Origin of the sequence: Burkholderia sp. CpTa8-5 (genome assembly GCF_017815045.1) — a bacterium.
GTDB lineage: Bacteria > Pseudomonadota > Gammaproteobacteria > Burkholderiales > Burkholderiaceae > Burkholderia > Burkholderia sola.
Genome location: NZ_JAGIQD010000002.1, coordinates 209,710 through 234,148 on the forward strand (window position 1 = coordinate 209,710; position 24,439 = coordinate 234,148).

At 67.1% G+C, this 24,439-nt stretch carries 22 protein-coding genes; 11 read left to right on the top strand and 11 right to left on the bottom strand.

Annotation, left to right across the window (positions count from 1 at the left end):
- The first annotated feature begins 114 nt into the window (after nucleotides 1-114).
- From J8I35_RS04365 to J8I35_RS04385, 5 genes are all read left to right on the top strand, one after another.
- Nucleotides 115-4,935: an RHS repeat-associated core domain-containing protein gene (locus tag J8I35_RS04365; protein ID WP_348522250.1), complete on the top strand. Its 4,821-nt coding sequence runs from the start codon at nucleotides 115-117 to the stop codon at nucleotides 4,933-4,935.
- Nucleotides 4,935-5,270: a hypothetical protein gene (locus J8I35_RS04370; RefSeq protein ID WP_209924595.1), complete on the top strand. Its 336-nt coding sequence runs from the start codon at nucleotides 4,935-4,937 to the stop codon at nucleotides 5,268-5,270. Before J8I35_RS04365 ends, J8I35_RS04370 begins: the two co-directional genes overlap by 1 nt.
- 117 nt (nucleotides 5,271-5,387) lie before the next feature.
- Nucleotides 5,388-5,666, top strand: a complete 279-nt coding sequence (locus tag J8I35_RS04375) for a hypothetical protein (protein WP_209924596.1) — start codon at nucleotides 5,388-5,390, stop codon at nucleotides 5,664-5,666.
- A gap of 181 nt (nucleotides 5,667-5,847) precedes the next feature.
- A complete protein-coding gene (locus tag J8I35_RS34525) occupies nucleotides 5,848-6,366 on the top strand; it encodes an RHS repeat-associated core domain-containing protein (RefSeq protein ID WP_245170119.1) in 519 nt (172 codons plus the stop codon).
- A complete protein-coding gene (locus tag J8I35_RS04385; RefSeq protein WP_176016465.1) occupies nucleotides 6,363-6,668 on the top strand; it encodes a hypothetical protein in 306 nt (101 codons plus the stop codon). The genes J8I35_RS34525 and J8I35_RS04385 overlap by 4 nt, the downstream gene beginning before the upstream one ends.
- Nucleotides 6,669-6,708: 40 nt before the next feature.
- Here J8I35_RS04385 and J8I35_RS04390 read toward each other — a convergent pair whose 3' ends face one another.
- Both J8I35_RS04390 and J8I35_RS04395 read right to left on the bottom strand, forming a co-directional pair.
- Nucleotides 6,709-6,966: a SymE family type I addiction module toxin gene (locus J8I35_RS04390; protein WP_176016466.1), complete on the bottom strand. Its 258-nt coding sequence runs from the start codon at nucleotides 6,964-6,966 to the stop codon at nucleotides 6,709-6,711.
- Between the two features lie 83 nt (nucleotides 6,967-7,049).
- The gene (locus tag J8I35_RS04395) at nucleotides 7,050-7,253 is read right to left on the bottom strand and encodes a hypothetical protein (protein WP_209924597.1); all 204 of its coding nucleotides are present in this window, start codon (nucleotides 7,251-7,253) and stop codon (nucleotides 7,050-7,052) included.
- Between the two features lie 23 nt (nucleotides 7,254-7,276).
- Here J8I35_RS04395 and J8I35_RS04400 point away from each other — a divergent pair, with 23 nt between their 5' ends.
- Nucleotides 7,277-7,831 (top strand): tyrosine-type recombinase/integrase, encoded by a 555-nt coding sequence (locus J8I35_RS04400; RefSeq protein WP_209924598.1) that lies wholly within the window; start codon nucleotides 7,277-7,279, stop codon nucleotides 7,829-7,831.
- Nucleotides 7,832-7,908: 77 nt separating this feature from the next.
- Here J8I35_RS04400 and J8I35_RS04405 read toward each other — a convergent pair whose 3' ends face one another.
- The 5 genes from J8I35_RS04405 to J8I35_RS04425 form a co-directional block, all read right to left on the bottom strand.
- Entirely contained in the window at nucleotides 7,909-8,631 is a 723-nt protein-coding gene (locus J8I35_RS04405) for an HAD-IA family hydrolase (protein WP_209924599.1), read from the bottom strand.
- A 23-nt stretch (nucleotides 8,632-8,654) separates the two neighbouring features.
- Entirely contained in the window at nucleotides 8,655-9,626 is a 972-nt protein-coding gene (locus J8I35_RS04410) for an ornithine cyclodeaminase family protein (RefSeq protein ID WP_124594236.1), read from the bottom strand.
- A 103-nt stretch (nucleotides 9,627-9,729) separates the two neighbouring features.
- A complete protein-coding gene (locus J8I35_RS04415) occupies nucleotides 9,730-10,860 on the bottom strand; it encodes a DSD1 family PLP-dependent enzyme (protein WP_050014357.1) in 1,131 nt (376 codons plus the stop codon).
- Nucleotides 10,861-10,989: 129 nt separating this feature from the next.
- Nucleotides 10,990-11,949 carry a LysR substrate-binding domain-containing protein gene (locus tag J8I35_RS04420; RefSeq protein WP_089489024.1) on the bottom strand — a complete coding sequence of 320 codons (960 nt, stop codon included), beginning with the start codon at nucleotides 11,947-11,949 and terminating at the stop codon, nucleotides 10,990-10,992.
- A 126-nt stretch (nucleotides 11,950-12,075) separates the two neighbouring features.
- Entirely contained in the window at nucleotides 12,076-12,990 is a 915-nt protein-coding gene (locus tag J8I35_RS04425) for an NAD(P)/FAD-dependent oxidoreductase (protein ID WP_209924600.1), read from the bottom strand.
- Nucleotides 12,991-13,130: 140 nt separating this feature from the next.
- On the opposite strand from J8I35_RS04425, the gene J8I35_RS04430 reads away from it, so the two are divergent.
- From J8I35_RS04430 to J8I35_RS04445, 4 genes are all read left to right on the top strand, one after another.
- The gene (locus J8I35_RS04430) at nucleotides 13,131-13,571 is read left to right on the top strand and encodes an Rrf2 family transcriptional regulator (RefSeq protein WP_209924601.1); all 441 of its coding nucleotides are present in this window, start codon (nucleotides 13,131-13,133) and stop codon (nucleotides 13,569-13,571) included.
- A 251-nt stretch (nucleotides 13,572-13,822) separates the two neighbouring features.
- Nucleotides 13,823-14,413: a DUF2760 domain-containing protein gene (locus J8I35_RS04435; protein WP_209924602.1), complete on the top strand. Its 591-nt coding sequence runs from the start codon at nucleotides 13,823-13,825 to the stop codon at nucleotides 14,411-14,413.
- Nucleotides 14,410-16,251 (top strand): Hsp70 family protein, encoded by a 1,842-nt coding sequence (locus J8I35_RS04440; protein ID WP_209924603.1) that lies wholly within the window; start codon nucleotides 14,410-14,412, stop codon nucleotides 16,249-16,251. The genes J8I35_RS04435 and J8I35_RS04440 overlap by 4 nt, the downstream gene beginning before the upstream one ends.
- Before the next feature lie 5 nt (nucleotides 16,252-16,256).
- A complete protein-coding gene (locus J8I35_RS04445; protein WP_209924604.1) occupies nucleotides 16,257-19,019 on the top strand; it encodes an Hsp70 family protein in 2,763 nt (920 codons plus the stop codon).
- Nucleotides 19,020-19,275: 256 nt separating this feature from the next.
- On the opposite strand, the gene J8I35_RS04450 is transcribed toward J8I35_RS04445, so the two are convergent.
- From J8I35_RS04450 to J8I35_RS04465, 4 genes are read right to left on the bottom strand one after another with little or no spacing between them, the layout of a single operon-like run.
- Complete coding sequence (locus tag J8I35_RS04450) at nucleotides 19,276-19,869, bottom strand: peroxidase-related enzyme (RefSeq protein WP_209924605.1); 594 nt, start codon at nucleotides 19,867-19,869, stop codon at nucleotides 19,276-19,278.
- Nucleotides 19,866-20,396, bottom strand: coding sequence for a hypothetical protein (locus J8I35_RS04455; RefSeq protein ID WP_209924606.1), 531 nt, complete (start codon nucleotides 20,394-20,396; stop codon nucleotides 19,866-19,868). The genes J8I35_RS04450 and J8I35_RS04455 overlap by 4 nt, the downstream gene beginning before the upstream one ends.
- Complete coding sequence (locus tag J8I35_RS04460; protein WP_209924607.1) at nucleotides 20,393-21,853, bottom strand: NAD(P)/FAD-dependent oxidoreductase; 1,461 nt, start codon at nucleotides 21,851-21,853, stop codon at nucleotides 20,393-20,395. Before J8I35_RS04460 ends, J8I35_RS04455 begins: the two co-directional genes overlap by 4 nt.
- A complete protein-coding gene (locus tag J8I35_RS04465; RefSeq protein ID WP_209924608.1) occupies nucleotides 21,850-22,863 on the bottom strand; it encodes a LysR family transcriptional regulator in 1,014 nt (337 codons plus the stop codon). The genes J8I35_RS04460 and J8I35_RS04465 overlap by 4 nt, the downstream gene beginning before the upstream one ends.
- Before the next feature lie 355 nt (nucleotides 22,864-23,218).
- Between J8I35_RS04465 and J8I35_RS04470 the strand changes: the two genes are divergently transcribed.
- Nucleotides 23,219-24,412: an ABC transporter substrate-binding protein gene (locus tag J8I35_RS04470; RefSeq protein ID WP_050014373.1), complete on the top strand. Its 1,194-nt coding sequence runs from the start codon at nucleotides 23,219-23,221 to the stop codon at nucleotides 24,410-24,412.
- Nucleotides 24,413-24,439: the final 27 nt, after the last annotated feature.

The window sequence follows — 24,439 nt, forward strand, 5'->3', positions numbered from 1 at the left end:
CGGTGTTCGCTTCCTATTCGAAACAGATAACAACTTATGGCCGGAACCACCGCACCCTCGACCCCGCAGCGCCCGATACCCAATGCGATTCTTCAGAATGCCGAAGCACGGCGCGTGATCGTCAGTCCGGTGCCCGCACCGGACACCTCGCCGAAGCTGATCGCGACCGACGTCGAATCGGTCGGTAACCCCGGCCTCGAGATCTTCGTGCAGTGCCTGTACATGGTGCCGTTCGTCGGCAATGCGATGTCGCTGTACGACGTCGGTGTCGACATCTATCGGATCTGCAGCGAGCCGGACGGCACGAAGAAGGTACTCAACTGGGGCATTCTCGCGATCGATGCGATCGGCGTGGTGCCGGCCGCTGGCAATGCGACGCGGCCAGCGCGCGCGATCGTCAAGGAAGTGTTGCTCGCATTTGCAAAGGGCGCGGGCGCGGCGATGCTCGTCGACCTGTTCTGGGCGACGGCCGGCGGCGACGTGCTCGCATTCATGGCCGAGTTCGATACGCACCTCGGCGCGTGGAAGAAAGACATCGTCGCGGGCGTGCGCGAAGCGTCGCGCACGGTGCGCCGCTTCGTGCTCGATCCTGTTTCGGCGGCCGAGCAGATGGGGCGCATCAAGAAGAACCCGGGCTTCCTGTCGTGGGTGCCGTCGACGGAGGAGATCGCGCTCATCGGCATCGACCAGTTGCTCAAGGTGTCGGGTCAGCGCGATGCGATCGTCGCCTGGCTCGACGCGTTCGACCGCGACACCGGGCCGATGCTCGACCGCGCGTTCGGCAGCGTGGACGAAGCGGGCGGTTTGCTGTTCATGGCCGCGCAGATCACCGCGGAGATCAAGGCGCGCAAGGCGCGCGGGATGCCGTCGCACGTCGCGCAGGCCACGCCGGGTACGATGCGCGCGCCGCACCGCAAGCCGGGCGAGCACCGCGATTCGACGCAGAAGGGCGCGACACCCAGCCCGCTGCCGCCGAAGGACGGGTGCGGCTGTCCGAAGACGGCGAGCGCGAAGCCCGTCAATTACGCAATGGGCGACGAGCACCTCGCGCAGACCGACTTCGTGCTCGACGGTGTCGTGCCGATCGTGTGGGCGCGACGCTATCGGTCGAGCCTTGCGGCCTACGATGCGAGCCCGCTGGGCGCGCGCTGGAGCAGTGCGTATCACCTGTCGCTGGAGGAGCGGGACGGTACGCTGACGTTCTTCGATCCGGACAGCCGCGCGGTGCCGTTGCCGCCGGTCGGATTCGGGGAGTCTGTCGAGGTGCCGGCCGAGCAGTTCACGATTGCACGCCCGGATGGCCGCCGAATCCATTTGACCTATCCGGACGGTAGTCGAGAGGAATACGAACTGAGCGGCCGCATTGCGTCGGCCCGTTACCGCCTCGTTTCCCGCATCAACCGCGACGGCCTCGGTCTCGGCTTCACGTACAACGCCGCCGGCGAACTCGTTACGATCAGCGATGGTGCGGCGAACGCGATCCGCATCGAGTACGTCGACGGCCGCGTCTCGGCGATCTACCGTGCAGGCGTTACGGGGCTCGCCAACGAAGCCCTCGCGCGCTACACGTACAGCGCCGACGGCGACCTGATCGGCCACGTCGACATGCTCGGTTTCCGGCGTACGTACACGTACGAGCAACACCTGCTCACGCGTTATACGGATTTCAACGGACACCCCGCGAACCTCGCATGGGACTGGCCGGGCCGACGCGAAGGCGTGCCCGCGCCGGCCGACGCACGATGCGTGCGGACGTGGTACGGCAACGACGGCCAGCATGTCCAGGACGACATGCACTTCGAGTACCACCGCGAACACTGGTACACAAAGGTGACCGATGCGGACGGTCATGCGACGATTCACCGCTACGATTTCCACAACCGGATCGTGCTGGTCGAGCATCCTGACGGCTCGACCGAATCGTACGAATGGGACGACCAGCACCGTCTGGTCGGCATGCGCAACGCGCTGGGTCACACGCAGCGTTTCGAGTACGACGCGCACGGCCGGCTGACGGCCGAGATCGACGCACTCGGCAATGTCACGCGTACCGAATACGACGCGGGCGGTTTGCCGGTCCAGGTCACCGGGCCGGATGGCCGTGTCACCCAAACGGCCTACGACGCGCTTGGCCGGCCGGTCTCCGTGACGGACGCGGCAGGCCGCACGACCCGCTACGTGTGGGGTGTACGCAGCGAATTGCTGTCGGTGACCGATCCGAAAGGCGGCGTAAAACGCTTCCGTTATGACCACGGTGGACGGCTCGCGGAGGCGGCCGACTGCTCCGGCCACGCGACACGCTACGGCTACGACGAGCGCGGTCATCCGTCGCGGGTCACCGATGCCGCGGGCCACGACACGCTTTATCGCTGCGACGCGCGAGGGCAGGTCGTCAGCGTCGTGCATCCGGACGGCGCCGAGGAACGCTTCACGTGGGACGGAGAAGGCAACCTGCGCACGTATCGCGACGGCGCGGGCCACGTCACCGAGTACACGTTCAATGCACGTGGGCAGCCGACCTGGCGCAAGGACGCCGCAGGCCGGGAACTGGCATACGGATACGACCGGCAATGGCGGCTCGACACGCTGACCAACGAGAACCGGGACCGGACGCGGTTCGGCTACGACCGGCTGGGGCGCATCGTCGAGCAGACGGACTTCGACGGCAGCACGACCCGCTACCAATGGGACGATGCCGGGCAACTGATCGGTTCGCAGGCCGGGGACGTCGAGACGACCTACGCGCGCGACCCGCTCGGCCGGCTGACGCGGCGGGAGACGAAGGGGCCGGGTGGCCGGGGCCGGGTGACCGAGCTCTTCCATTACGACGCCCGCGGCCGGCTGACGACCGCGCAGGGATATCACAGCCGTGTGCACCTGCACTACGACGATGCCGATAACCTGATCGCCGAAGAGCAGACGATCTACCCGGACAGCGACGGTTCCTACACGACGGTGACGCGTCACGAATACGACGTGCTCGGCAACCGGATCCGCACGCAACTGCCGAACACGCGCACGATCGACTGGCTGCGCTACGGTTCGGGCCATTTGCACGGCGTGTTGCTGGACGGCCGGCCGCTGGTGGACTTCGAGCGCGACAAACTGCATCGTGAGATCGTGCGCCGGTATCGCAGCTTCGAGCAGGTTCGGGAATACGATCCGGCAGGTCGATTGCAGCGCATGGCCGTGCGGCGTGACGGGAGTGCGCGGCTGGCGGACTGGATGGCCACGCGCCGGTTGCAGTACGACGCGGCGGGCCAATTGACGCGTATCGAGGATCGCACGCGCGGCGTCACGGAGTATGCGTACGACCCGACCGGGCGTCTGCTGAAGGCGACGACACGGGACCTGAAGGAGGTGTTCGCATTCGATCCGGCGGGCAACCCGGTGGATCCGGACAAGATCCCGCCGCGCCCGAGCGACGAAACGATCGAGTCGGCCACGGCGCGGATGCAGCGGCAAATGGCGCAGGATCGTGCGTGGTGGGACGCCCATCCGGGCGAACGGTTGCCCGACGAACAACTCGCGCGGCGCTTGCGGATTGCCGACGCGGTCGACGCGCTGACCGGCTGGGAGCGGTCATTGCCGAAGTGCATCGGCAACGTGCTGAAGGAACTGAACCGCACGCGCTACGAGCACGACGCGCACGGCAATCTGGTGCGCAAGACGGAGCCGGGTGGCGTGACTTGGCTGTACGAATACGACGCGGCGAACCGGCTCACGCAGGCCGAACGCTATGCGAGGCGGCCGGCGGCGAACGAGATCGACCGGATCGAGCGGCCGCAACACGGCGTGACGTCGACCCCGGGCACGGTGCGGCCGGAATTGGGCGTGCACTTTGCCTATGATGCGTTCGGCCGACGGCAGTTGAAAGAGGTGACGAGCAGGGACGGCCGCATCGATCGGACGGTGTTCACGTGGGACGGCGACGTGCTGCTGATGGAGGAGCGGTTCCATCTCGCACCGCTCGAGCCGGGGGAACGCGGCGAGCGGGTGAGGGATCGCTCGACGCCGGTGGTACGGGAGGATCCGGCCGATCCGTACTCTGTGCCGGTGGCGCAGCGGGTCCATACGTTCATTGAGCGGCACCGGTGGCAGGGGGCGTCGCTATACCTGCACGAACCGGGGACGTTCGTGCCGCTGGCGCGGCTGGACGAGACGCTGGTGGAGGCGGCGTTCGTGGCGACGGGCACGGATGGAAGGTTCGTGCAGGTGCCGGCGAAGACGCGGCATGCGACGCTGTTCTACCAGAACGACCACCTGGGGACACCGCAGGAACTGCTGGATGAGTCAGGGAAGGTGGTGTGGCTGGGGCGGTATCGGGCGTGGGGCGGCGAGAAGACGGTGTGGGGGGAGGTGCCGGAGCGCAACGAGGTGGGGAACGCGGTTCGGTTCCAGGGGCAGTACCATGATGAAGAGACGGGGCTGCATTACAACCGGTATCGGTACTATGATCCGAGTAGCGGACGGTTCATATCGAAAGACCCGATCGGACTCAACGGTGGACTGAATGCGTTCCAGTACGCGCCGAACCCGATAAGCTGGATCGATCCGCTTGGGCTCTCTGACTTCGAGCCGAAAGTTCTAACAAGCGGAACCGTTTTCAGAAATGCGTCTGGAACACCTGATAGTCTGACTCCAAGACTGGGGAAAGACACGACTCGCATTGACGGGAAAGAGCCGGGTCTATCGGCGGCGACGTCAGAGGCCGGACTGGATAGCGGAAAATACGTTGCGTTAGACGTGCAAAAGCTTTGCTCGTGTGGTTTACAAGCGACGCATGACAAGCCAAACGGTCACGTAACAATTAGACCCATAAACGATTCCGCCGATTCCAAGTTGACTGATTGGGCTAAATCCAGAGGGAATGGATCAACACACCCTCTGACGGAAGGTATATTGGGATCGGTCACTGGAAGGGGGAAGAAGTGATGCCAAGCGATATTTGTGCTTATTTGGCGAGGTACGTTAAGGCAGTGGAGGCCGAAGTTGGTGAGAGAGTGATGCTCGAATCATCAAGTTCTGGCTTCTATCAAAACGTGCTAGGCGGCACGGCGTATGTGAGTTTCTATCCAAGTGAGATAGATTTAACACTTGATCTAAATGGTGTGGAGGGGATGTACGAGCTGACTGCCGACTTAACACATCAGGATGGGAGAGTTGTTGTTGGAGATATTTTTAAATTAAGTGGTAATGCTGAGTTCTTAAAGGAAAATCTCGGCGGAATTTTTAATGATTTAGTGAGATTGATTTCGGGTCGCCTGTAAGAGAATGAACATGTGTCGGTGGTCCTCGTCCGCCTGAGGTTGCTCCTGAGTTCGTGAAATTAATTCAATGGGGCGGCGGTGCTCTGGAGAAGGTTGGAATAAAGTGAGGGGTGAAGTGTGCGGAAAATAAAAATCACGTATCCTGGCTGGTATGACGAGCTTGCAGAATTTGAACATGAAGAAAAAGGATTTTTGGAAGGCGTTCTCGTAACCTCTGAGGAGGGTGATATCACGCTGAATTTTTACGATGCAGTTAGATTCGCTCAAGATGCAACCGATGGCGTTCGTGACGACGGATTTTTCTATATGCCTAACATCGTGGTTGTCGAGAGCGTTTCCCGAAGGAATATTGAGGCGGCGGCACAAAGAATCGTTGATGGCGGGGTAGCGGTATGAGTACGATCTGGTTCGACGTTTGCGCCCCACACCCTTGCGGAAATTCCTCACAGCCCCACTGCTGCAGGAGTGTCGCCAAACGAACAGGGTTGCGATGCGACTATGACGAGGGTTACTTTTGCACCAAAGCCGTAGTTCGTCGCTATTTTGCAATCAGCAGGAGCGTGACGTATAGACGGGGCTGCATTACAACCGGTATCGGTACTATGATCCGAGTAGCGGACGGTTCACCTCCAAGGATCCGATCGGGCTTGCAGGCGGGATCAACGTCTACCAATACGCGCCGAATCCCATCACGTGGATCGATCCGCTTGGGCTGACTGGTAAGCCTCTTCCTGGGGCCACGAAGGTCAATCGGATTGGGGGTAACTCGATTGATAACCTCCGCTTGAAAGAGCCAGAAAAGAAGCTCAATCCTCCTGGGATATCCGTCCTACATGGTTGTTGTCCCTGCGCTGCAGCTCAACAGATGAGGGATGCTTTTCCGAAGGCTACGGGTTTGCAGAAGGCAACAGAAACTGTTGCATCGGGTACGGCAGATGCGATCCGAGGAGCCGGGTTCGATGTTATTGAGGACCGGACTAATAAGTTTCCAAATCATGCTCGAATCATTCATCCTGGTGGCGCAGACGGCTTCAGCGATGAGAACCTCAAGGGGTTGTCCGAAGCACTTGGGAAAACCACAGGGTGCCCACGATGATGAAGTTCTATTTGAACGATTGCAGTGGAGATTTAGCAGGAGAGGTCACGGTGACTTCTGCCGATGGGATACTCATGCTCGGAAACTTTGCCCCTGGTCCGCATTTCTGCTCGTATGAACAACTCTTCATGGAATTTGAGCAAGCTGCAAACAATCAGCTCTTTGTAGAGATAGATCGGTTGGAGCGAGAAATCACCGAACTTGGCTTTTATTTGGTTGGTCCACTTCCGCAAGAGAACCGACTTGAAATTGACGATTTGCAAATCATGGGAAGCGATGTGAGCTTTCGAGTGAGGCGTTAAGCACCAAGGGCCGCAGTTGCGGCCCTTGTAGTTAGTGTGGTTAGCCGCAATCGGGGGTGATTTGCGCGGCGGTAATGGTGAGCTTGCCGTGTTCGACGTGAACGCGGAGCTTCTGGCCGGCGTGGAAGCCTGCATCGTGGATCAACCAGCGGCCGGCGATCTTGAGCCAGAGGTGCAGCGGCTCGCAGCTCTCATCATAGATGGCCCTCATCCCGTAACGACCGATGTCGCGCTTGCGCTGCATGGTGATGAAACGTTCCGTGACGGGTGGACGTGCTTCAAGATTGGCGTCAGCCATGATCAACTCCTGGCGTGAGTTGGTGGTGGTCAGCGGGCCGTATGGGTTGGCGCCCATGCGGCCGGCGCTCTTTTACAGCGGTGTTACCTCGCCATGAGCTTCGACATCTGCGAGCGTTTGACAAGGCTGTCCCTCAGGACGATCAGCGCTTGCTGATCCTCGTCCGAAAGCAAATTCATCTGTTCGTACAGTGCATGCAGCCGCGGGTTATGAATACGCGGCTCGATGGGCGGCTCGAGTCCGACGAGGGAGTCCACGCTGGTTTGCAGCACTTGCGCGATGCGCACGACCGCATCGAGTTGCGGCAGCGATGGCGGGCTTGCGGACGTGGGGCATCGATTACGCACGACGTCTGGTGCTGGTTCGCGAGGGCAAGGGATGGCGGGACCGGATGGTGCCGATCGGCAAGCGCGCGTTGCAGTGGCTGGACGTGTACATGCGCGAGGCACGCGAGGAACTGACGACAGGCGGTCACCAAGCGTTATGGGTGACGGACTTCGGTGAACCGCTGGATGCGTCGTACCTGGCGCACATTGTGAAGCGGCTGATGGCGTCGGCGGGGATCAAGAAGGTCGGGTCGTGCCACCTGCTGCGTCACGCGATGGCCACGCACATGCTGGATAACGGAGCGGATACGCGGTTCATCCAGGCAATGTTAGGGCACGTGTCGCTGTCGACGACGCAGATTTATACGATGGTGTCGTTGGAGAAGCTGAAGCACATCCATGCGGCGACGCATCCGGCGCGCGGAGATGGACGGATGCGGGAGCCGGAGTATGTGGATGACAAGGCGGCGCAGGGGTTGAAAGCGGGCTCCTTGTTAGCGGCCATCGACGCGGAGTCGGAAGCGGATGCGCAGGAGTAAAGGCCAGCGCCCCTGCGGGGCGAAGGATATGATCTGCGAACGATCCGATTGAATGTATCCAACCGTCGTACAGACGTCTACGACACGTCGTCCGGCCCGCCGAGCACGCGACAAAGCATCGACAGGTCGCGCAGCCTGAGATGCGGCGCCGCGGCGTACCCCGGCGCGTATTCTCCTGCAGAAACCGGCTCGCGTACGACCCACGCCGCCTGCAGCCCCGCATTCAACGCGCCGACGACATCGAGGTGGAAGTCGTCACCCACATGCAGCAATTCGCCCGGCCGTACGTCGAGCGCGTCCGCCGCCGCATGGAAGATCTCGGGTTCCGGCTTCGCGAAGCCGAACTCACGCGCACTGAGCGTCGTGCGAAAGAATTCGCCGCCGCCGGTTAGCCGGAGATCCGCATTGCCGTTGGTGACCGCGATCAACGGAAAGCGCTCGCTCAACCACGCGAGCGCCGGCAGCGCGTCTTCGTAGAATTCGACGCGGTTGCGTGCCGCGTAGAACACGTCGTACGCACGATCGGTCAGCGAGACATCTTCGTTCGCGCGTTCCAGCGCCAGCCGGATCGACCCGATTCGCATCGCGCGAAAGTCACCGGCGAGCTCCGGGCGCAAACGTTCGTATTCCTCACGCAACGCACCGAGCGCCTGTTGCGTCGGCAGCACGCGCTCGGTATTCGGCGCGTGCTCGATCAACCATGCGCGAAGCGTCGCCTCGGCCCGTACGACGGACGGCCCGAACGGCCACAGGGTGTCGTCGAGGTCGAACGAGAGCGCGGAAACTTGGGCGAGACGCATGGCGGTCGAAAGCGGGAAGTCGTTTACCAGGGCCACGGAACGGCGGTTCCGGTGCCGTTGTCGAGCGCGTGTCGATAGAGGAAGCGCGCGACGGTCAGGTCCTGCAGCGCAAGCCCCGTCATGTCGAAGACGGTGATCTCGTGCGCGGCACGATCGACCGATGCCGCACCCGCGAGGATGTCACCGATTTCCGTGCGCGGCAAATCCGGCGCCCACTGGCACTCGCCGATGGTGCGCGCCTGATCGTGATCGTCGACGACGATGCGCGCGCGTTCCAGCACGCCGGCCGGCAGTTCGCGCTTGCCCGCGGTATCGGCGCCCACGCAGGTCAGGTGGGTGCCCGGCTGAACCGCATCCGCGTCGAACAACGCGCCGCCGCCGGGCGTGGCCGTGATCACCACGTCGCTATGGGCGACCGCATCGTTCCGGTCGCGCGCCACGCCGATCGTGCACCGTTCGACGAAGTGCGCTTCGAACGCCGGATCCGGCTCGCCGTTGACGGTCACGTACTGCACCGTGCATCGCTGCGGCAGCAGCGCGAGCGCGTAGTCGAGCTGCACGCGCGCCTGCACGCCGGTGCCGAACACGCAGAGCCGCGTGCTGTCGCGACGCGCGAGCTGTTGCAGCCCGAGGCCGCCCGCGGCGCCGGTTCGCGCGGTGGTGATCGCGTTGCCGTCCATGATGCACAGCGGCCGGCCGGTCGCCGGATCGAACAACGCGACGGTGGCCTGATGCGGCTCGCCGCCGCGCGCCCGATTGCCGGGCCAGAACCCGGCCGCCTTGAAGCCGAGCAAGTCCTGATCGGCGACGTCGCCCGACTTGATGCCGAACACGCCGCCTGTGTGCAGTTTCTCGCGCACGACCGGAAATACGCGTCCGGCCCTTTGACTGTGCAGCACGAAGGCTTCGCGGACGGCCGCCATCACTTGCCCGGCTTGCAGGGCGGGCTCGACGGCATCGCGGTCGAGGAGAAGGAGGCGGGCGTCGGTCGGCATGGTCGGGGGTGCCTGGTCGGCACGAGACGAATTCAGGGTATTTAAAGTTTGTCCAGATTTGGACAAATAGTCAATGCGCGGATGACGCGGCGGGGACTGATGCTCACCACCCATAGAAGCGCGGCCACGTCTGCGCGGCGCCGTCGTCGCCGACGGCCTGGTATTCGGGATGCTGCGCGCCGGTCGCGCACGCATGATTCGGCAGGATGCGCAGCCGCGTGCCGATCGGAAACCGCTGCGCGATGCCCGTATCCGGCGTACCGGTTCGCGACACGATCCCGTGTTCCTGATTGGCGCCGCTCAGCAGGTAGCCGCCGAGCACGTCGCCCGCTTCGGTGCAGACCTGCCCGTAGCCGAAATCGTGCGCCTGGCGCTGCGTGCCGCGGTCGCGGCTCATCGCCATCCAGCCCGCGTCGACGATCGCCCAGCCTTTCTCTTCCTGATGGCCGATGACGGTGGTCAACACTGACAGCGCGATGTCGGACGGCTCGCACACGCCGATGTTGTGCATCACGAGGTCGAACATCACGTACACGCCGGCGCGCACTTCGGTCACGCCGTCGAGCCGTTCCGCCGCCAGCGCGGTGGGCGTCGACCCGATGCTCACGACCGGGCACGGCAACCCGGCGGCCCGCAGGCGCTCCGCGGCCCGCACGGTGCGGCTGCGTTCCTGCTCGGCGATCGCGACGAGTGCTGCGTGCGTGTCGTATTCGTAGCTGGAGCCCGCGTGAGCCATCACGCCGCCGAGCAGCATGCCGCCGTCGGTCAGCGCGCGGCCGACATCGATCAGCAAATCGGCGTCGGGCGGGATGCCCGAGCGGTGGCCGTCGACGTCGACCTCGATCCATACGTCGAAACGTTCGCCGTGCTCGCGCCCGAACGCGGCGATCGCATGGGCGGCCGGCAGGCTGTCGGCGACGATCTTCAGGTCGCAGCCTTGCCGACGCAGCGCAAGCGCCTGGCCGAGCTTCGCGGGCACCATGCCGACCGCGTAGACGATGTCGCGGATGCCGTCCGCGAAGAACTGCTCGGCTTCCTTGAGCGTCGATACCGTGATGCCCTGCGCGCCCGCCGCGATCTGCGCGTCGACGACGTGCCGGCATTTGGTGGTCTTGACGTGCGGCCGGAACCGCACGCCGAGTGCGTCCAGATGCGTCTGCATGCGCGCGATGTTGCGCTGCATGCGGCCGACGTCGATCAAGGCGGCCGGGGTGTTGAGGGTGTGAAGGTCCACGATGCGTCCGATTGCGGGGTTGCCGATGCGGACACTGTAGGGCAGTCGGCTCACGGCGTGTTTAATGCGGAACTAATCTGCCATTAAGGGAAGTTTAATTGGCCGACTCTCGCGGAGCGCGGCCCCGGCTCACGCTTTGCCGCGCCACGGCGGCGGATCGAGAAACTGCCGCGCGGCGTCGAGAAACACCCGCTGCCGCGCGGAGCGGCCGGTCCGCGACGGCAACAGCGCCGTCACCGGCGCGGGCGGCAGGCTCCAGCCGGGCAGCAGCCGCACGAGCTTGCCGTTCGCGAGCAACTGCGCGACGTCCCACTCCGAGCGTTCGACGATGCCGAGCCCGGCCAGCGCCCATTCGGTGATGACGGTGCCGTCGTTGGACGACAGCGCGCCGGTCACGCGGATGACGGTCGCCCGCCGCGATTCGCCCTTGACGCCGCGGCCGGGCGAGAAGCGCCAGCGCGGGATGTCTTCGTCGTTCTCGCGCAGGCACAGGCAGTCGTAGCGCGTCAGGTCGGATGGATGGTTCAGGTCTTTGAGGCGGCGCGCATACGCGGGGCTCGCGCACAGGAAGCGCTCGTTGGGCGCGAGCGGATAGCCGATCCACGAAGACGACTTGAGGCCGCCGACGTGGACGACCACGTCGGCGCCCGATGCGCTGGTCAACGGGCTTTCCGACAGATGGAGCGAGATTTCGAGCTTCGGATGCGCGCGCTGCACGTCGCGCACGATCCGCGCGACGTACTTGCGGCCGAAGCCGAGCGGGGCGACGACGCGCAGCGTGCCCTGCACGTCGCCGTGGTCGCCCGCGATGCTGACTGGCAGCGCCTCCACGCGCTCGAGAATGCCGACGGCTTCCTGGTACAGCCGCTGCCCTTCGTCGGTCAGCGCAATCCCTTTCGGCTGCCGCACGGCGAGCCTCGCGTTCAGGCGCGCCTCCATCCGTTGCAGCCGAATCGTGACCGCGGGCGGCGTGAGGTCGAGCAGCCGGGCCGCCGCGGCCAGCGAGCGCGACGTGCCGATCGCGCGGACGAGTCGAAGGTCGTCGAGGTCGAGCATTTCATGACTCTTAATGCATAGGGTATCGAGCATTAAACCGCAGATCGCGCGGCGAAGCTATCGACGTGGCGCGGGGTGGCTGCGGTGAGGATGGCCGGAAGGCGCCCGCTTCCTTCGCCTGATACATCGACGACCGTGACGCCCCCGCTGTCCACCCGCCTACGCGTCCAGCCCGAAAATCAGCGATCGATGTACGCCCACGCCGGCCGCCACGCCCGATGCCGATGCGAACGTCGCATTGGTCATCAGGCTCGACGCATCGCCGGCCGCATACACGCCTGCGACGCTCGTCCGCTTCCACGCATCGACGCGAATCGCGGTGCCGAGCGGCCCTTCGTCGAACGCGCAGCCGAGCTGCTGCGCGAGGTCGCTCGCCATGTCGGTGCGCGCGGCGACGAACAACGCGTCGATCGGCACGACCTGCCCGTCGGCGAGCCGCAGCGCGTCGATACGCGGCGCGTCGCCGACGATCTCGACGACCGGCGAGCGTTCGATGCGCACGCCGCGCGCGGCGAGCAACGCGGCTTCCTCCTCGTTCGCTTCGACCACGCGCTGCGTGAACCACGTCGTCGGGCCCCAGTCCGGAATCAGGATCGCCTGATGGACCGACAGCGGATGCGTGGCGAGCACGCCGAGCCGCTGGCCGCTCACTTCGTATCCATGACAGTACGGACAATGCAGCACGCTGATGCCCCAGCGTTCGGCGAGCCCCGGCAGCGCGGGCAGTTCGTCGCGGATGCCGGTCGCGAGAATCAGCCGGTCGGCGCTCGCGCGGCTGCCGTCGGCGAGCGTCACGTGAAAGCGTTCATCCGCGTCGCGTTCGGCCGCACGTACTTCGCCGTCGATGCGCTGCACGGTCGGATACGCGGCAAGCTGCGCGCTCGCTTCGGCGACGATCCGCGCGGGCGGCTTGCCGTCCTGCCCGAAGAAGCCGTGCGCATGCTCGGCAAAGCGGTTGCGCGGCCGGCCGGCGTCGATCACGAGCACGCGGCGGCGTGCGCGCGCCAGTTGCATCGCGGCCGACAGCCCGGCAAAGCTGCCGCCGATCACGATCACTTCATGATGGGTATCCATGCATCCACTCCTTTCTGAATCTGCGTGACGGATAGACGTGCTTCGCTGGCGGCCAACTCATGAAACACGAGAAGTTGCATGATAGGGCGATGGTATCATTCATGCAACTTCAGAAGTTTCGAGAGAGGGGAGTCCCGCCCGTGAGAACCGACAGCCGTTTGTCGCGCGTGCTGCATGCGCTGATCCACATGGACCAGGCCGACGGCCCGCTGACGTCGGAGACGATCGCGACGATGCTGGGCACGAATCCGGTCGTCGTGCGGCGCCTGCTCGGCGGGTTGCGCGATTGCGGCTACGTGCAGTCGGAGAAGGGGCACGGCGGCGGCTGGGCGCTGAGCGTCGCGCTCGACGACATCACGCTGCTCGACGTCTATCGCGCGGTGGGCGAGCCGCCGCTGTTTTCCGACCTGGTGTCCGAGGACGCGCCCGAATGCCTGGTCGAACAAGCGGTCAACGCGCATCTGTCGGCGGCGCTGAAGGAGGCTGAAGCGTCGCTGCTCGCGCGCTTCGGCGAAGTCACGCTCGGCATGCTGTCGCGCGATTTCGAAGCGAAGGCGGCGCGGCTGCGCAAGCCGCGCTGACGCAGCGCAGCACGGCCGCCGTACGCGCGTCACGCACGCGCAGGCGCGGCCGAAACCGCCGCGCCGCCATGTTCTGTCCCCCGACTTCTGCCCGGTTCGCCCGCCACAGGGCAAAATACGGGTTTTCCGCACCCGCGAGGGCGCGTTCGAATCACGCGCCCGGCGGCGGCAGTGCGCATGCCGCACGCCGCCGCCGGGCGCCCAGGCAAGAAACGCTCGCCCTGCTGCGAGCCCACAGGAGTCCAGACCCCATGCCCGAATCCAACCTGTCCTTTTTCGGCCGGCTGTCGCTGGCCGTCGGCACGTTCTTCTCCGTGCTCGGCAACCGCGAGTTCGCGGCCGGCGTGCTGCGCGTGCGCGAGGGCGCCCCGGCGCCGGTCGCGCCGGTCCCGACGCCGGCCCCCGCTGCCGCGCCCGTCGCACCCGCGCCGGTGAAGGCGCCGGCCCCCGAGCTGCGCGAAGCGAGCCCGCAGGCCGCGCTGCAACTGCTCGGCCTGCTGCAGCGCGATGCGCGCTTCATCGATTTCGTCGAGGAAGACATCGCCGGCTACGCGGACGCCGACATCGGCGCGGCCGCACGCCTCGTGCACGACGGCTGTCGCGCGGCGCTGCGCGAGCACTTCACGATCGTGCCGGTGCGCGACGAAGCGGAAGGCAGCCGCGTGACGCTGCCGGCCGGCTTCGACGCGACGGCCGTGCGCGTGACCGGCAACGTGGTCGGCTCCGCGCCGTTCACGGGCACCGTCAGCCATCGCGGCTGGCGTGTTTCCGACGTGCGCCTGCCGAAGCTGACGGGCAGCCACGACGCATCGGTCATCGCACCGGCGGAGGTGGAACTGTGAGCGATCCGCGCTATTCGATCGGTATCGACCTCGGGACGACCCACTGCGCGCTGTCGTACGTCGACAGCAGCACGAGCGACGGCGAAAAGATCGTGCAGCAGGTGCTGCCGATCGCGCAGCTGACCGCACCGGGCGCGCTGGAATCGCGCGACCTGCTGCCGTCGTTCCTCTACCTGCCGCATGAAAGCGAACTGACGCAGGGCGACCTGACGCTGCCGTGGACGGATTCGCGCGCGTTCGCGGTCGGCGAGATGGCGCGCACGCGCGGCGCCGGCACGCCGATCCGCCTCGTGTCGAGTGCGAAAAGCTGGCTGTGCCACCCGGGCGTCGATCGCCGCGCGGCGATCCTGCCGAGCGATGCGCCGCCGGAAGTGGCGCGCGTGTCGCCGCTGGAAAGCTCGATCCGCTATCTCACGCACCTGCGCGAAGCGTGGGACCACGCGCATCCCGACGCGCCGTTCGCCGACCAGGACGTGACGGTCACGATCCCCGCGTCGTTCGACCCGGCCGCGCGCGAACTGACGGCCGAGGCCGCGCGCGCCGCCGGCTACACGCGGATGACGCTGCTCGAAGAGCCGCAAGCGGCGCTCTACAGCTGGATCCAGAAAAGCGAAGGTGGCTGGCGCAAGCAGGTGCAGGTCGGCGACCTGATCCTGTGCGTCGACGTCGGCGGCGGCACGACCGATCTGTCGCTGATCGCGGTGGTCGAGCGCGACGGCAATCTCGAACTGCATCGCGTGGCCGTCGGCGAGCACATCCTGCTCGGCGGCGACAACATGGATCTCGCGCTCGCGCACGTGGTCGCACGCAAGCTCGCGCAGCAGGGCACGCAGGCCGATCCGTGGCAACTGCGCGCGCTGACCTACGCGTGCCGCGCGGCCAAGGAAACGCTGCTGTCCGATCCGACCACCGACGCGGTGCCGCTCGTCGTGCCGAGCCGCGGCTCGAAGCTGATCGGCGGCTCGATCCGCACCGAGCTCACGCGCGCGGAACTGACGCAGACGATCCTCGAAGGTTTCTTCCCGCAGGTCGATGCGGCCGCGCGCCCGGTGAGCCGCGCGCGTGTCGGCCTGACGCAGCTCGGCCTGCCGTATGCGCAGGACGCCGGCATCACCCGCCATCTCGCGGCGTTCCTCGGCCGCCAGGTCGCGGCGCTCGACACGCTCGAAGGCGTGCAGCGCACGCTGCCGCAAGGCGCGACGTTCCTGCATCCGACCGCCGTGCTGTTCAACGGCGGCGTGTTCAAGTCGACGCTGCTCACGCAGCGCGTGCTCGATACGCTCAACGGCTGGCTCGCCGCCGAAGGCGCGCCGCCCGCGCGCCTGCTCGAAGGCGCCGATCTCGATCTCGCGGTCGCGCGCGGCGCGGCGTACTACGGCTACGTGAAGCGCGGCCGGGGCGTGCGCATTCGCGGCGGCACGGCGCGTGCGTACTACGTCGCGATCGAATCGGCGATGCCCGCGGTGCCGGGGCTCGAGCCGCCGGTGCAGGCGCTGTGCGTCGCGCCGTTCGGGATGGAGGAAGGCTCGGACGCGGCACTGCCGCCGCAGGAATTCGGTCTCGTCGTCGGCGAACCGGTGCAGTTCCGCTTCTTCGGTTCGTCGGTGCGCCGCCAGGATCAGGTCGGCACGCTGCTCGACTACTGGTCGGCGGAAGAGCTGCAGGAGCTGGAGGAAATCCAGGCGACGCTGCCCGCCGAAGGGCGTACGGTCGGCGAAGTCGTGCCGGTGAAGCTGCATGCGCGCGTGACCGAAGCCGGCACGCTCGAACTCGAGGCGATCCCGAGCGGCACGAACGAGCGCTGGAAGGTCGAGTTCGACGTGCGCGGCGCCGCCTGAGCGCGATGAAGCGTTATACGGTCGGCATCGACCTCGGCACGAGCAATACGGTCGTCGCGTACGTCGAGGCCGGTTCCGACGCGATCCGCGTGTTCGACGTCGAGCAGCTGGTCGGCCCGGGCGCGGTGGCCGCGCAGCCGCTGCTGCCGTCGGTGCGCTATCACCCGGCGGCGGGCGAGCTGCCGCCGGACGCGCTGCGGCTGCCGTGGGCGGCCAATTCGAAGGCTGATCCGAAGGCCAGCGCGAATGCGGCCGATGCGCCGCCGGCCGTGATCGGCCGCTACGCGCGCACGCTCGGCGCGCAGGTGCCGGGCCGGCTCGTGTCGAGCGCGAAGAGCTGGCTGTCGCACGCCGCGGTCGACCGGCTCGCGGCGATCCTGCCGTGGGGCGCGGCCGATGGCGTCGACAAGGTGTCGCCGGTCGATGCGAGCGCGAGCTATCTCGCGCATGTGCGCGACGCGTGGAACGCGCGTTTTCCCGATGAGCCGCTCGCGCAGCAGGACGTGATCCTGACGGTGCCCGCGTCGTTCGACGACGGCGCGCGTGCGTTGACCGTCGAGGCCGCGCGGCGCGCGAAGCTGCCGGCGCTGCGCTTGCTCGAAGAACCGCAGGCCGCGTTCTACGACTGGCTGTACGGCCAGCGCGACACGTTGCGCGAGACGTTCGCCGCGCCGCGGCGCGTGCTGATCTGCGACGTCGGCGGCGGCACGACCGACCTCACGCTCGTCGACGTCGCGCCGGGCGACGACGGCCAACCCACCTTCACGCGCGTCGGCGTCGGCAATCATCTGATGCTTGGCGGCGACAACATGGACCTCGCGCTCGCGCGCCTGGTCGAGTCGCGGCTGACCGAGCCCGGTACGCGGCTGTCGGCCGCGAGCCTGTCGCAACTCGTCGAGCGCTGCCGCGCGGCGAAGGAGCGGCTGCTCGGTGACGACGCGCCGGCGTCCGTCACCGTCACGCTGCTCGGCGCGGGCAGCAAGCTCGTCGGCGGTGCGCGTTCGGCGGAGCTGACGCGGCAGGAAGTCGAGCAGATCGTCGTCGACGGGTTCTTTCCGCAGGTCGAGGCCGGCGAATTGCCGCGCCGTGCGCGCGCGGCGATCGTCGAATTCGGCTTGCCGTATGCGAGCGACGCGGCCGTCACGCGCCACGTCGCCGCGTTCCTGAACCGTCATGCGGAAGGCCCGCTGCCGGACACGCTGCTGCTCAACGGCGGCGTGTTCCGCGCGGGCGCGCTTGCCGGCCGTCTCGCGCAGACGCTCGGTGCGTGGCGCGGCGCACCGCTCGACGTGCTGCACAACGCGCATCCCGATGTGGCCGTCGCGCGCGGCGCGGTGGCCTACGGGCTTGCGCGCGCCGGGCATGCGCCGCGCATCGGCGGCGGCTCCGCGCGCAGCTATTTCCTCGTGCTCGACGACGGCGAAGGCGACGCAGCCGCCCGCGGCGTCTGCCTGCTGCCGCGCGGCGCGGAAGAGGGCCGCGAGATCCGCCTCGACGATCGCACGTTCGCGCTGCAGCTCGGGCAGCCGGTGCGTTTCCACCTCGTGTCGACGGTGGCCGACACGAAGTATCAACCCGGCGATCTCGTCGATCTCGACGGCGGCGATTTCGTGCGGCTGCCGCCGATCGCGACGGTCGTCGATGCGAAGGCGGGCGGCGACGCGCGCGAAACGCCGGTGAAGCTCACCGCGTCGCTGACCGAGGTCGGCACGCTCGAAATGCATTGCATCGCGACGGGCGACGCGGCGCGCCGCTGGCGGCTCGAATTCCAGTTGCGCGGCGATGCGCCGGTGCAAGGCGACGATGCGGCGCTCGCGCGGCATCCGCGGCTCGACCAGGCGCTCGAGCTGATCGAGCGTTCGTTCGGCAGCAAGGCCGCGGGCGTCACGCCGAAGGACACGCGTCGGTTGCGCGCGCAACTCGAACAGGTGCTCGGCGCGCGCGAAGACTGGGATGTCACGCTCGCGCGCGAACTGTTCGACGCATTGCTCGCGCGGGTGCGGCGGCGGCGGCGCTCGGCCGATCACGAGCGCGCGTGGCTGAATCTCGCCGGGTATTGCCTGCGTCCGGGTTTCGGCCATCCGCTCGACGCATGGCGCATCGAGCAGCTGTGGCCGCTCTTCGACGACGGCATTCAGTATGTGACCGATGCACAGGTGTGGTCCGAGTGGTGGACGCTGTGGCGGCGCGTGGCCGGCGGCCTCGACGACGATGCGCAGACGCAGGTGCGCGACGCGATCGCGTTCCTCGAGCCGTCCGACGACAAGCGGCGCAAGTTGCCGTTCGATCCGGCCAAGGTCGGGCCGGCCGACATGACGCGATTGTCCGCGTCGCTCGAACGGCTGCCCGTCGCGCGCAAGGTCGAGCTGGCCGAGCGCCTGATCGCGCAATTGCAGAAGCCGGCCGATCGCGCGTTGTGCGCGTGGGCGCTCGGGCGGATCGGTGCAAGGCGGCCGTTCTATGGCAGCGCGCATAGCGTCGTGCCGGCGGAAATCGTCAACGGCTGGCTCGATGCGCTGTTCGCGCTCGACTGGAAGCAGGTCGAACCGGCTGCGTTCGCGGCCGCACAGATCGCGCGGATGACGGGCGACCGCTCGCGCGATTTGCCGGACGACACGCGCGAGGCCGTCATCAAGCGCCTGTCGGCCGCCAACGTGTCGGCGGCGTGGATCGACATGGTCCGTGAAGCGATCGCGTTCGACGAAGCCGATACGGTGCGCGTGTTCGGCGAAACGCTGCCGGCCGGATTGAAGCTGCTGGGTGATTGAGAGCAGTACGGGGTGCTTCGATCTCGTTCGCAGGTCGAAGCGTCCGTTCCCGGTCGACGTCGCGCCACCCATGGCACGACGTTGAAGCCGGCTTCATTCAGGCATGCGACACTCCTTCGCGACGCTTTTCCGCTGATCCGGTTTCTGCGCCATCGCGCGCGGTTACCGAACGGGAATCGCCAACACCGAGACGAGCATTTTGTTGTCGACGCACAAGGCGTGACGCGGCACGGCCGCGCCACGTTCCTGCGTGCGGTCAGGCGCCCGCCGCCGATTCCGGAAACACCGGCTCGCCAAGCGTCAGCATCAGCCGGTTCGCCCACGCGAAGATCGCGATCGCGTGCGACAGGTCGAGAATCTCCTCATGCGTGAGCCCTTCGGCTTCGAGCGCGGCGATATCGCTGTCGTCGATCGCGTCGGGCCGTTCGGTCAATGCAATCGCATAGCGGACGATCGCGCGTTCGCGCGCCGTCGTGCCGGCCGTCGCCGGATCGTCGAACACCTGCTCGATCGCATCGGTGCGTTTCGCGAGCTGCGTGAAGCGCTGCGCATGCACCGACGCGCAGTACACGCAACCGTTCACGCGCGACACCGCCGTGCTCGCCAGTTCGCGCTCGGCGCGCGACAGCCCGCCGGGGCCGTACATGATCGCGTTGAACACGCCCGAGCGCTGCAGCAGGATCTCGGGCAGATGGACGAGCAGCAGGTAATAGTCGGATGTTTTCGCTTGCGGGTGGCTCGCTTCGAGCACCGCGAGCTGATCGGGTCTCGCCGCGTCGAGCGATACCGTGTCGAGCCATGCGCGCCAGCCGAGCGTGTCGAACGTGAAGCCGTGGGCCGTAGTCGTCATGCGGCCTCCTTGGCGGCGCGCGCTTGAAGTGCCCGCGCGGCGGCGGCCACGCGCAACTGATACGCGACGAACGCGATGAGCTGCGACAACGCGACGATCGCGGATGTCGTGAGTCCGGCCGATTTCAACGCGGCGAGATCGGCCGCGCGTGCGTCGACCGGCGCGTGCGTCAGGCGCTTCGCGTGCAACAGGATCGCGCCGAGGCGGCGAGGCAGCGCGTCGAACGCATCGGCATCGGCTCGTTCGATATCGTCGAGCGTGCCGCCTGCGTCGAGCAGTCGCGTGCGATAGATGTCGGTCAGCGCGTGTGCGTTCGACTGTCGCGCGACATAGCGTGCCGCATGCAGCCGCTCGACCGGCGAAAGATCGGGCAGGGGGGGATCGAACAGCGCGGCTTCGCTCAGTTGCGTATGCAACAGCACCTTGCCGCGTGCGCGGCGCAGCGCGGCGACGGCGTCGCCTTCGCGCAGGCCGGCTGCCGCATCGATCGTATCCGGCGCGGCGGCCGGCGTGAGAGAGTCAGTCATCGTTTCGGTTTTCCTTCGTCGTCAAAGTGACCGATGGCGTCGGCGTCGCGCCATTCGTCGCCTTGCAGTTCGGCATTCGCGTACGCGACGAGCGCGTCGTAGTGGCGGTCGCGATCGGCATCGAACAGCCGGCTCGCAATGCCGCGCGCGAGCCGCTGCGCGCCTGCGCTGATGGCCGGAATGTCGCCGGACAGCTTGCCGTGGCTCAGGCTCGCCGCATGATTGAAGCAATGGATGCGCGTGACGGCCGGGCACGCACCGCGCTCGCGCTCCTGGAACGCGAACGCTGGGCCGAGATCGGGCGACTCGGCGAGCTCGTCGAGCCATCGCGCCGGTTCCGGCCGATAGCGATCCTTCCAGCGCCGCACGTGCGCGCCGAACGACGCGAATTCGTCGCGCGTCGTCCAGTCCGAATGAAAGCCCGTCGCGAAGATCAGGAAGTCGACCGTGTAGCGGCCGCGCGGCGTCGTCACGTCGAGGCCGTCCGCGTGGTCGGCGAGCGTCTCGATCGGGCTGCCCGCATGGAAATGCGCATGATCGTGACGCGACACGCGCAGCACGCTGTCGCGCGGCGGCGGCGTCTGCGACGTCAGCGCGTAGTGCATGAAGCGCCATTTCGTCGCGTCGTCGAGATCGGCGTAGCCGTGCACGAGGCCCGGGCTGCCGATGCCGGTCAGCTTGTTGATGCGTGGAATGTCCGCGCGGCGGAAGAACAGGTCGACGCGTGCGGCGCCCGCTTCGAGCGCGGTGCCCGCGTTGTCGAACGCGGACGCGCCCGCGCCGACCACGCCGACGCGCTTGCCCGCGAGCGCGGCGAAATCGATCGGCTCCGACGAGTGGGCCCAGCGCGTGCGCGGCGCGCGTTGCGCGACGGGCGGCACGTACGGGCCGCCGAGGCCGTCGCGGCCGGTCGCGAGCACGACGTGCCGCGCGAGCAGCGTCTGCGCTTCGCCGTTGCCGCGCACGTCGAGCGCGAGCAGCCCGTCCTCGCGCGGGCGCAGCGCGACGAGCGTCGTGTCGTTGCGCACCTGCAGGTCGAGCACGCGCCGATACCAGCGCAGATAGTCCATCCATTGCGCGCGCGGGATCTTGTACAGCGCATCCCACGCGTCGCGGCCGTATTGCGCTTCGAACCACGCGCGGAACGTCAGCGCGGGCAGGCCGAGCGCGGGGCCCGCAAGCTGCTTCGGCGAACGCAGCGTTTCCATCCGCGCGAACGTGACCCACGGGCCTTCGTAGCCGGCCGGCGCGCGATCGATCACGCACTGGTTGTCGATGCCGAGCAGGCGCAGTTCGGCGGATGCCGCGAGCCCGGCCATCCCCCCGCCGACGATCGCGACGTCGAGCACGCGCGCGCCGTCCACGTCACGTGGCGGCACCCACGACGGCGCGGGCAGGTCGAGCCAGCGCAGGTCCTGCGCGAGCCGTGCTTCGAGTGCGTCGAGCGGCGTCGTCATGCGGCCTCCGAGCGCGCGCGGCGGGTTCGTGTCGGGCGAGGCGGGCGCGCCGTGCGTTCGGTGCGCAGCCGGTCGCCGCGCAGCAGCGCATCGTGCGCGGCGGCGTCGTGAAAAATCACATCGTCGAGCAGCGTGCGCGTCGTGCGGCGCAGCGCGTCGAGCAGCGCATCGACGGCCGCCGTGCGCGCCTTGCCGGCCGGCGTCGCGACGCCGAACGCGAACGGGATGTCGACGTCGAGCGGGCGTGCGACGACCCCGTCCACCGGCAGCGCGACGCCGGTTGCCGGATCGACGATGCCGATCCCGAGGCCCGCGCGCGCGGCCATCACCGCATTCAGCGACGCATTGGTTTCGATGAACACGCGCGCCTCGACACGCGCGGCCGCGAACGCCGCGTCGATCCGCTGGCGCAGCCGATGCCGGTTCGCGACCGTCACGATGCGGCGCCGCGCGAGGTCGCGCAACGCAATGCAAGGTTTCGCCGCGAGCGGATCGCCGGCCGGCAGCACGGCGACGCACGGCGTCTGCGCGATCCAGTGCACGTCGAGCCCGGCATGCGCCATCGGCAGCGTGACGACGCCGACATCGGCCGTGCCGGCCAGCACCTCGTGCACCACATGCTCGGCCGATTCGCTGCGCAACTGGTAGTGCGGCGCATGCGTATCGTCGGGCAGCGCGGCGAGCGCGGTCGGCACGAGCGTGGCCGCGAGCGACGGCGTGGCCGCGATGCGCACGGGTTCGGCGGTGTCGTCGCCGAGCGCGCGGGCCCGCGCCTCGATCGCGCGCAGGCCGACCAGCGAGCGTTCGACTTCCTCGTACAGCAGGAACGCGCGCCGCGTCGGCGTGACGCGCGGGCCGTGCCGGTCGAACAGCGCGTAGCCGAGATCGGCTTCGAGTTCCTGGATCTGCCGCGTGACGGCCGGCTGCGAGCGGCCGAGCAGTTCGCCCGCGCCGGTGACGCTGCCGGCCGACATGACCGCGGAAAAGGCTTCGAGTTGATGCAACTCCATGACGCGTTCCGATGATGCGATTTGCGCATTGTAGGAGTGCAAGCATGCGCGATTCATATAATGATTTTTGCTATCGACAGCGGGAAAACTGCGAAGCGCGCGATCGTCGCGGCGGCCGGCCATGCGCGCATGCGCGCCGGTTGCGCGGGGTGACAAAAACGAAAGGCCAATCGAATCAACGCGATGCGACGCATGCCGGCATGTCGATCGAGGCAGCGGGTAGCCTGGATCGATCATGAGCGTTATCCGCTTCGCGCCGCGTGCGATATCGATATGCGCAAAACTTCGTTGGATCGTCCTGAACCCGATGGTTACATGCCCTCACTCTTTTCGATTGACTGAAGCAGGGGGACGCATGAACGTTTCGGGGAACGACGCGCGCGGCGCATGGTGGCGCGTGCTGGGCACGGTGGCGGCGCTCGCCGCCGCATGGGGCTTGTCGACAGGCGGTGCGCTCGCGGCCGGCGTGTCGGGCGAGCCGGTGGTGATCGGCGCGAGCGGGCCGCTCACGGGCCAGGACGCGCAATACGGCGAGCAGTGGAAGCGCGGCTTCGATCTCGCGCTCGACGAGATCAACGGCAGCGGCGGCATTCACGGCCGGCCGCTCGCGATCGACTTCCAGGACAGTCGCAGCGACCCGCGCCAGGCGGTGGCGATCGCGCAGAAGTTCGTCGCCGATCCGCGCATCGCGATCGAGCTCGGCGACTTCTCGAGCGCGACGTCGATGGCCGCGTCGCCGATCTACCAGCGCGGGCAACTGATCCAGTTCGGCTTCACGAATTCGCATCCGGATTTCACGAAGGGCGGCGACTATCTGTGGAGCACCGCGCTGAGCCAGGCGGAGGAACAGCCGCTGCTCGCGCGCTATGCGGTGAGGGAACTCGGCTTCAAGCGGATCGCGGTGCTGTACCTGAACACGGACTGGGGCCGCACCAGCAAGGACATCTTCGCGAAGGCGGTGACGGGGTTCGGCGCGCAGGTCGTCGCGGCCGAAGGCTACCAGCCGGCGGAGAAGGATTTCCGCTCGACGCTCGTGCGCATCGGCGAATCGAAGCCGGATTCGATCGTGCTGATCTCGTACTACGCGGACGGCGCGCAGATCGTGCGCCAGGCGCGCACGTCGGGCGTCGCGCTGCCGATCGCGGCGGTGGGCTCCGTGTATTCGCCGAAGTTCCTCGAACTGGGCGGTACGGCCGTCGAAGGCGTCTATACGGAATCGAACTTCTTCCCGGCCGAACCGCGCCCCGAGGTGCAGGCGTTCGTGCAGCGCTATCGCGCGAAATTCCACGCCGATCCCGATTCGTTCGTCGCGCGCGCGTACGACGCGCTGATCCTGTCGGCGGAAGTGCTGCGCCGCTACGGCACGACGCGCCAGGCCGCGCACGACGGCTTCGCGAAGATCAGCGACGTGCCGAGCGTGATCTTCGGCAAGGTGCGCTTCGATCCGCAGACGCGCCGCGTCGCCGGCGCGCGCACCGTGTATCTGGTCGTGAAGCAGGGGCAGTGGGCGCTGTGGGACGGCGCGAAGCCGCAGCTCGCGGCGCGCTGAACCCGAACCGCACGCACATGACGGACG